Raw genomic sequence first — 7,460 nt, forward strand, 5'->3', positions numbered from 1 at the left:
CTCAGGTCGGGGCTCAGGTCGGGGCTCAAGTCAGGGCTCAGGTCTGGGCTCAGGTCGGGGCTCAGGTCAGGGCTCAGGTCAATCGAGCCATCTGGGGCCAGCACGACGCGGGCTGGCTCGCCTTCTACGACTACTTCGCCAGAGCCGCCGATCTACCTGCCGCCGCCCGCCTGAACGGCCTGAGCGAAGTCGCCCGGTCCTGCGGTTGGTGGTGGCCATTCGAGGGCGCGGTCATCCTCACGGAGCGCCCCGTCGAGCTGCACCGAGACGCTGAAGGTCGTCTGCACAGTGACGCCGGCGCGGCGCTACTCTATCCCGACGGAACCGGCGTCTGGGCCTGGCACGGAACCCGCGTTCCTGCGGAGTGGGTCGAGCGCAAGAGCGAGATCGACCCGTCGGTCATCCTGAAGGCGTCCAACGTGGAGCAGCGGGCAGCGGGCGCCGCGATCATCGGCTGGCCCCGGATGCTCTCCGTCCTGAAGTCGAAGACCATCGACGACAGCGGCTCCCCCGACATCGGCGAGCTGATCGAACTGACCCTTCCGGGTCTTGATCGGCCCGGCCGCTTTCTGAAGGCGGTCTGCCCTCGCAACGGGATAATCGTCGAAGGCGTCCCCTACGTCAGCGACATCGACAGCCTGCCTATCGAGACCGCCCTGCACGCCCAGGCGTGGCGGATCGGCGACCCCCTGTCCGAGTACCAGCATCCGCCTTCGCGGACCTGAGCAACCCCCTCAATGGAGAAATGAAATGAAGACCATCATCGGCGCCCAAGGCGAAATCACCATCATCAAGCTCGACGCGGCCCCGGCGGATTTCGCCGAAATGTCGAAGGTCGAACGGAACCGTCTGGGCTGGATCATCAGCCACTCGGAAAGCGGCAATCACCATGTCCTGACGGGTGGTGAGGTGATGGAGCGCACCCGTGACGTTCCGACCGGCATGCGCAAGCTCTACGCCATCCTGGAGTACCCGGGCGAGTTGGTCCAGGACGCGACGGTCCCGCATGGGAAGTACGACCTGCCGGCCGGCTTCTACGAGTTCCGCATCGCCCGCGAGTTCGACCCATTCGCCGAGCAAGCGCGCCAGGTCGCGGACTAGCTCGCGCAATGAGGGAGCAAGCGCATACTCCGGCCCGCGCCACCCTTCCAACCAAGGGGGAGGGGTAGATGGGGGACCTCCGCACGATCGCCGCCCTCTATGTTGAGACTGGCGGGGTCTACTACAACCTGCCCGGCGTCGAGACCTGGGACGAGGCTGCGGATGCTCGCCTGTACGACGGACCTCACCCAGTGGTGGCGCACCCTCCGTGCCCTCGATGGGGCAAGATGTGGTTCGGCCAACCGCTGACCGTCAAGCTGACCGGGCGCCGCAAGACCAAGGGAGCAGACGCAGGCTGCTTCGCTTCAGCTCTGACCGCTGCGCGCAACTTTGGAGGAGTTGTAGAGCACCCGTGGGAATCGCACGCCTGGCCGTGGTTCGGCCTTACGGTTCCCGACAGGAAGGGGGGTGGGTTCAGGCTGACCGGTTCGGAGGCTGGACCTGTTGCGTCGAGCAGGGACAGTACGGCCACTACGCCCGCAAGCCGACGCTGCTGCTGGTCTACGGTGTAGACCGGGCAGCACTTCCCGAGCTCTCCTGGGGCCGTCGCGAGGCCCGCTTGGACCCGGCGGTTGTCGAACGAATGGGGCTGAAACGCGCCAAGCGCCTTGGAGAGGTTGGCGCCCGAGGCGGCGGTACAGACAGCACGCCCCGCATCCACACCCCGCCAGCCTTCCGCGACCTTTTGCTGCGTATCGCGAGATCGGTTTCGGCCGCCGCGCAGGAGCTCGCCGCATGACCCAAGGACCCACCATGACCAAGAGAGAAGACGGGCTGCGGCACAGGATCGACCGCGCGATCAACGGCATGAACCCCGTGAGTGGGGAGATCAAGGCCTCGGTCCCGGCGATGCGCCTGGCGCTGGAGAAGTTCGCCGCCGACAGGTCTGTGGCTGTGGGGCGGGAGGAGGTGGCGCGAGCCGTTGACCCTGAAGTCTGGGCTGACGATATCCCCGTGCCGACCAGGGCCGCGGTGACGGCGTTTCACGAACGCCGCCAAGCTTCCATTGCTGCCGCTGACCGCGTCCTCTCCCTCATAGGGAAGGGCGCATCGGCTGCGCCGATCCCCACCGAGCGCGGGGATGATCCCGCCGCCCAATGGTGGCCGATTGAAACGGCACCGATGGATGGGACGCCAATACTTGTTTGGTCCGAGGTGTTCCGGCCCGCATCGCCGGTCATCGTCCGCTGGGACACGGACAAGTACGCAAGGAAGCCCCTGCCTCGCTGGGAGGCGCGCGAAGCAATCTACGGCCGCAGAGCGTTTGTGGACCGCCCCCCGCTGTTCTGGATGCCCCTGCCTGTCGCACCTGACGCAATCAGCACGGCCGAACCGGTGGGTACGCAGCCCGAAGGGCGGAGTGCACCCACCTTCACCGTCGATGAGCTGGCCCAGGAAATCCGTCGCGTAGACGGCAACCACGACCTCGGCGCCGGCGCACTGGCCGAAGCCCTCATGTCCTTCCTGTCGGCTCGGAGTGCACAACCCCCAAGCACCGATAGGGCTGAGATCGATCCGTCAGACGTCCACGAACTGACGGTTCTGGTCGATAGCCTGATGGGCCAGGGCGATACCTACCGCATCCAAAAAGTCGACGACCTTTCGCTTGGCGTTGTCCGTCGGGTCCTCGACGCCCTGAAGGACAAGAGCCAGGAGGCTGGACGTGGCGATTGAACCCACGAACTTCCGGATCGAACCGGACCCCACAATGCCCGGCCGCTGGCAGTTCACTGACTACCGGAGAGGCCAGATCGTCGGCGGCTTCAGGTCGCCCAAGGAAGCCAGGCGCGCCTACGAGCGCGAGAAGCGAGAGACCTCGACATGACCCCCACCCCCAAACCAGACCGCCCGGATGTCGTCGCCGCAATCCTGGCGAACGGCCTGAGCAAGACCCAGCGCGAGATCATGCGCCGCGGCGGCTTCTCGGGCGACTTCACGATGGCCACCGTCCGCGCTCTGAGGCGGGAGGGCCTGTTCTACCACCACATCACCAGCCCCAACGGCCGGTGCGGGCCGATGAAGTTGACCGAACTCGGCCACGCCGTTCGCGCCGTGGTTCTGGCGGAGGCTTCGGCATGACCAAACCAGACCCGCTAACCAAGGACCAGTTCTGCAGGCGCTTCATTGCCGAGATGATGAAGTCGGCTCCGATCTGCGACGGCACGCCGGACGAACTCCGGGCGTACGCCGCCCAGATTTCGCCGACCTACTACGACGATCCGGACCAGCGCGAAGACGGGCCCGAAGCCTGCGCGTTGGCCGAAATCAGCTACTGGGAGGAGGGTTGATGTCTGATCCCAAACCAGACCCGCGCATGGTGAGCGTGCCGGTGGACCTGATCGAGCGCGCGTGTCGGATACTTCGGACCCATTCGCCGACGTCCAAGGTCGCGGACGCTCTCGGTGAAGCCCTGACCGCCCCCGCCCAGCCATCACAAGCCCCATTCGGCTGGACCTGCCTCGGCGTTGACGGCCTCACCCACTGGGGTCCGACCAAGGACGGCATCTGGCACGAGGGAGGGGAAGAGCCCGAACCGGCCCAGGCCTCGGCCATCGTAGCCGCCTTCCGGGACGCCCCACCGTCACAAGCCTCTGAGGTGCGGGACGGCCGACTTGTCCACGTGACCATCGCCGAGCGGGCGGTAAGCCACCTCGTGGCGGTGCTGGCGCCGTTGCCCCTTGAGGACGAAGAGGTCGCCACGCTCGAAACCGAGGTCGCAATGATCGTTCTAGGCGCCCTGGAGGGCGCCGCCCCCGCTCCCGCCCAGCTGTCACCAGCCTCTGAGGTTCGGGAGAAGGTGGAGAAAGCCGTTCGCTCAGCCGTCACGGCTGCGTCTGCGGCAGGTCGTCGGCAGGTCAGCGATCTATACTGCGAAAAGGACCGAATAGTCGCCAACGCGACCGACGCCATCCTCGCCGCCCTCCCTGTCCGAGCCTCTGAGGTGCGGGAGACCGTCGCGCGGATCATTCATCCGGCGGCTTTCCCTGGATGGATGGGAGACAAGACCCCGGCGACGCGGGCGATATGCGCGTCGCCTTCGCCAAGGCCGACGACATCCTCGCCGTCCTCCCTGTCCAAGCCTCTGAGGTGCGGGAGGTGGTTTGTCAGGCGGCTTTCCGCGCGCCTCGCCCAGCGGACCTTCCGCAGCGTCCAGAACTTGCGTTTGAGTCTGGCAAGCGGGCCGCCACCGACGCCATCCTAGCCGCCCTCCCTGTCCAAGCCTCTAATGTAGAGCCGGTGGCGTGGTTGGTTGTCGGAGCAGAGGGCGACATGATCGTCGACGCTGCGCTCGCCGAAGAGGCGCGCGGTCGCGGATTTGTCGTTCAACCCTTGGGCGTGATCGGAGCCTCCCCCGTCTCCCCTGACCTGGAGGCTGAGAAGGCGAGGCTGAAGACCGAGCGAGATAGCTTGGCCCGAGACCTCGCTAAGTACCCGTGCACGACGTTGTGCGCCGACGACATGGAAGGCGGCTGCTGCGGCCCCTGTCGAGCCCGCGCCGCTCTGGAGGGATCGGACCGTGGGTGAAGAGATCGACTTCTGGGAGGTACTGGACGGCTACGAGATCAGCACCGACCCGGTGAAAAACACTGTCGCCAAGCTCTGGCACGACATCACGGACCGTCGCGGCTGGCGTCAGGCGGCAGACACCTTCGACGACGATGTGAAGGTCGAAATTCTTCAGGCCTGGGAAGCGATTTTGCGGGAGCACCTGTCATGACCGCCCCGTCACAACCCGACGCTGGAGGGGTCCCACTGCTCTCGCGGCTGGGCTATTTCGAGATGGAGATCGGACGCATTGCGGACGAATGCATGCTCCCCCGAGAGTTCCTTCAGTGGTCAGCGCTGCGCGCTACCCTGAAAGCGGCCATCGACGAACTGGAGCGCCGCACCCCCGCTGGTGCAGGGGGAGGCGGGGCACTTCGGGACAGGGTCGAAGGCCTAGAAGTCGATCTCCGCATGGCGGTCCTGGTCGCCTTCCAGCGCGGTGCGACGGACTGGGCGCGGTTGAACTACCCGCGGTGGATCGAATGGCTTGAAGCAAGCGCCCCACCTGCGCCTGAGAGGGAGGGCGGGGAAGCCGAAGTGCACAAAGGAACCGACCAATGACGACCGATCTCATTGAACGGCTGGAGAAGGCTGAAGTCGGGAGCCGGGAGTTGGATTGCCAGATCGGCGTAACCATCGGCGGATTTGTTGTTGATGGCGAGCGCTACGGGGCACCGCGCTACTGTCGCACCGACGAAAACGGCATTTACGTCTGCCCCGGAGGAAGTGGATGGGACCTGGTCCCTGAGTATACCACCTCTCTCGACGCCGCCCTGACTCTGGCTGAGAGGCTGGGGCTGGACGTCTCCGAGATTCTGAACGAGGCGACCGAAGGACCGGACGGCATCTGGGCGCGCGGGTATCGAACAGACCGGCCGATGGGCCCGCAGATTGCCCGCTATGTCTGCATCGCCATCCTCCGCGCCAAAGCGACTGAACCAGGGCAGGGACTGTGATGGGGGAGCGAAAGAGCCGCCTCGTTCGATCCGAGGCTCAGCCATCACTGTCGGAGCAGGCGTTCGTCGCCAACCGGGTCCGTCCTTTCATGGACATGAACCGCCCGCTGATCCTGCTCCTTTCCGAAACCTACCTGCAAGGGATGCGCGATGCAGTCGCGGTCCAAGGGGAGCGCCTGCCATGACCACCCAAGCCACAGACCGCAAAGCCCTGGCTGACAGGCTGGAGGCCGTCGCCCAAGCCATCGCGGCTCTGTACGGGGGGAGAGGATGAGCGCGGACACGATCTCGGACGTCGAGGCCGCCGCCCGCCTGGGCTTTCCCCTGCGGGCCGTTCGGAAGACCCTCGACAAGTTCGGCCTGTGCCTCAAGCTTGGGCGCAGCCGCCGCGTCACCCCCACGCAGTATGACAGACTCCAAGAGGTTCTGACGGTCCAATGTCGCTCAAGCTCTACGAGAGGCCGAACGGCATCTTCCACATCCGGGGAACGGTCCAGGGCCGCCGTGTTGACGAGAGTGCGCGAACGCGTGTCCGCTCGGAAGCCGAGCAAATCAAGGCGAAGCTTGAGGCCGACCTGTTCAAGCGAGCCGTCTATGGCGACCGGGCAGTAGCCACCTTCGCCGAGGCCGTCGATCTCTACACGCTCGCCGGCAAACCGACCGACCACCTTTTGCCCCTGGTGGACCGGATCGGCCTCACACCCCTCAAGGACATCGACCAGGAGTTCATGGACCGGCTCGCGGTTGAGATGAAGGCGGGCGCCAAACCCTCCACCCGCATTCGTCAGGTGTATACGCCCGTCAGCGCGGTCATGAACTTCGTGGCGCCCAAGCTGTGCAACCCGGTCAAGTTCGTGAAGCCGAAGGCCGGTTCGAATCGGGTGGACTTCCTGACGCCGCGAGAGGTCGAAACTCTGCTGGGCTTCCTGCCGCCCTACCTCGCCAGCCTGGCCACCTTTTACATCGCCACGGGATGCCGGGCCACGGAGGCCCTGAACCTCGAATGGCGAGATGTCTCGGTGAAGGGCGAACGCGTCGTCTTCTGGGAGACCAAGAAGGGGTATGCCCGGGGGGTTGACCTGCAGCACCGATCCCGGCGCGCCCTGCCGACAAGGCCCGACGAGAACGCCTTCGTCTGGCTGAACGGCTCCGGAGAGCCTTGGCACGCCTACGACGCGGTCAACCTCATGCTCGCCCGGTACTGCGAGCGCAACGGCTTCAGGCACGTCCACTGCCACCTGTTTCGCCACACCTGGGCGACCTGGGCCTACGCCGTCACTCGTGATCTCAACTTCCTCATGGGGCAGGGTGGATGGAGGTCCGCCACGATGGTCCTGCGCTACGCCCACACGGCCAGCGACGACCTATCGAGGGAGGTGCGGGACCACGGCTGGGAGATTCGGGGCGGAAAGAAGCTGCCGAATCGGGCGCTCGCCAGAACCAAGGCGGAACACCCGTCCCAAGAATCTCCCTGTCTGGCGAGCTAGTTCGTGTTCCGTTCCGACAAAACGGAACAATCGCCAAGCGCAAAGCGCCATCCCCCGGCCGGGGAATGTTATTGAATACACTACGGAAAAAGTGGTGCCGCCGGGGGGAATCGAACCCACGACCTCAGCCTTACCAAGGATGCGCTCTACCACTGAGCTACGGCGGCGAAATCTGAGAGAGCGGCCCTATAGCCAACGGTGGACAAAGGGGGAAGCCCCGAAATCGGAAGCTTGCGGAAAAGTTTTGGGCGGGCTCTGATCCGAGCATGGCCAAGCCCGAGATCACAGCCTCCGAAGCCGATCCCTCGCCGGAGCCGCCGCCGCCCGCGCCGGCTCGGAACCGGCCAAGGTCGCGCCGGCGCCAGAGGTC

Annotated in this window: 11 protein-coding genes and 1 tRNA gene; 11 read left to right on the plus strand and 1 reads right to left on the minus strand. The window is 65.6% G+C overall.

What is annotated here, in order from left to right; translation table 11 throughout:
- The 11 genes from AC2W7C_RS11000 to AC2W7C_RS11050 all read left to right on the plus strand — a co-directional run.
- The coding region (locus AC2W7C_RS11000; protein ID WP_486001481.1) for a DUF6745 domain-containing protein at positions 1 to 725 on the plus strand (725 nt) is incomplete at its 5' end.
- Between the two features lie 25 nt (positions 726 to 750).
- Positions 751 to 1,101 carry a hypothetical protein gene (locus tag AC2W7C_RS11005; protein WP_486001482.1) on the plus strand — a complete coding sequence of 117 codons (351 nt, stop codon included), beginning with the start codon at positions 751 to 753 and terminating at the stop codon, positions 1,099 to 1,101.
- A gap of 352 nt (positions 1,102 to 1,453) precedes the next feature.
- Entirely contained in the window at positions 1,454 to 1,840 is a 387-nt protein-coding gene (locus tag AC2W7C_RS11010; RefSeq protein WP_486001483.1) for a hypothetical protein, read from the plus strand.
- A 14-nt stretch (positions 1,841 to 1,854) separates the two neighbouring features.
- A complete protein-coding gene (locus AC2W7C_RS11015; protein ID WP_486001484.1) occupies positions 1,855 to 2,775 on the plus strand; it encodes a hypothetical protein in 921 nt (306 codons plus the stop codon).
- Complete coding sequence (locus AC2W7C_RS11020) at positions 2,765 to 2,926, plus strand: hypothetical protein (protein ID WP_486001485.1); 162 nt, start codon at positions 2,765 to 2,767, stop codon at positions 2,924 to 2,926. The genes AC2W7C_RS11015 and AC2W7C_RS11020 overlap by 11 nt, the downstream gene beginning before the upstream one ends.
- Positions 2,923 to 3,180 carry a hypothetical protein gene (locus tag AC2W7C_RS11025; protein ID WP_486001486.1) on the plus strand — a complete coding sequence of 86 codons (258 nt, stop codon included), beginning with the start codon at positions 2,923 to 2,925 and terminating at the stop codon, positions 3,178 to 3,180. Before AC2W7C_RS11020 ends, AC2W7C_RS11025 begins: the two co-directional genes overlap by 4 nt.
- The gene (locus tag AC2W7C_RS11030) at positions 3,177 to 3,389 is read left to right on the plus strand and encodes a hypothetical protein (protein WP_486001487.1); all 213 of its coding nucleotides are present in this window, start codon (positions 3,177 to 3,179) and stop codon (positions 3,387 to 3,389) included. The genes AC2W7C_RS11025 and AC2W7C_RS11030 overlap by 4 nt, the downstream gene beginning before the upstream one ends.
- Before the next feature lie 41 nt (positions 3,390 to 3,430).
- Positions 3,431 to 4,303, plus strand: coding sequence for a hypothetical protein (locus AC2W7C_RS11035; RefSeq protein ID WP_486001488.1), 873 nt, complete (start codon positions 3,431 to 3,433; stop codon positions 4,301 to 4,303).
- A 315-nt stretch (positions 4,304 to 4,618) separates the two neighbouring features.
- Complete coding sequence (locus AC2W7C_RS11040; protein ID WP_486001489.1) at positions 4,619 to 4,819, plus strand: hypothetical protein; 201 nt, start codon at positions 4,619 to 4,621, stop codon at positions 4,817 to 4,819.
- 385 nt (positions 4,820 to 5,204) lie between these two features.
- On the plus strand, positions 5,205 to 5,603 hold the full coding sequence (locus tag AC2W7C_RS11045) for a hypothetical protein (protein ID WP_486001490.1): 399 nt from the start codon (positions 5,205 to 5,207) through the stop codon (positions 5,601 to 5,603).
- A gap of 437 nt (positions 5,604 to 6,040) precedes the next feature.
- Positions 6,041 to 7,090 carry a tyrosine-type recombinase/integrase gene (locus tag AC2W7C_RS11050; protein ID WP_486001491.1) on the plus strand — a complete coding sequence of 350 codons (1,050 nt, stop codon included), beginning with the start codon at positions 6,041 to 6,043 and terminating at the stop codon, positions 7,088 to 7,090.
- Between the two features lie 92 nt (positions 7,091 to 7,182).
- On the opposite strand, the gene AC2W7C_RS11055 is transcribed toward AC2W7C_RS11050, so the two are convergent.
- A tRNA-Thr gene (locus tag AC2W7C_RS11055) sits at positions 7,183 to 7,257 on the minus strand.
- Positions 7,258 to 7,460: the final 203 nt, after the last annotated feature.

The sequence above is a fragment of the Brevundimonas sp. CURTG3B2_SDJG genome (genome assembly GCF_057364705.1).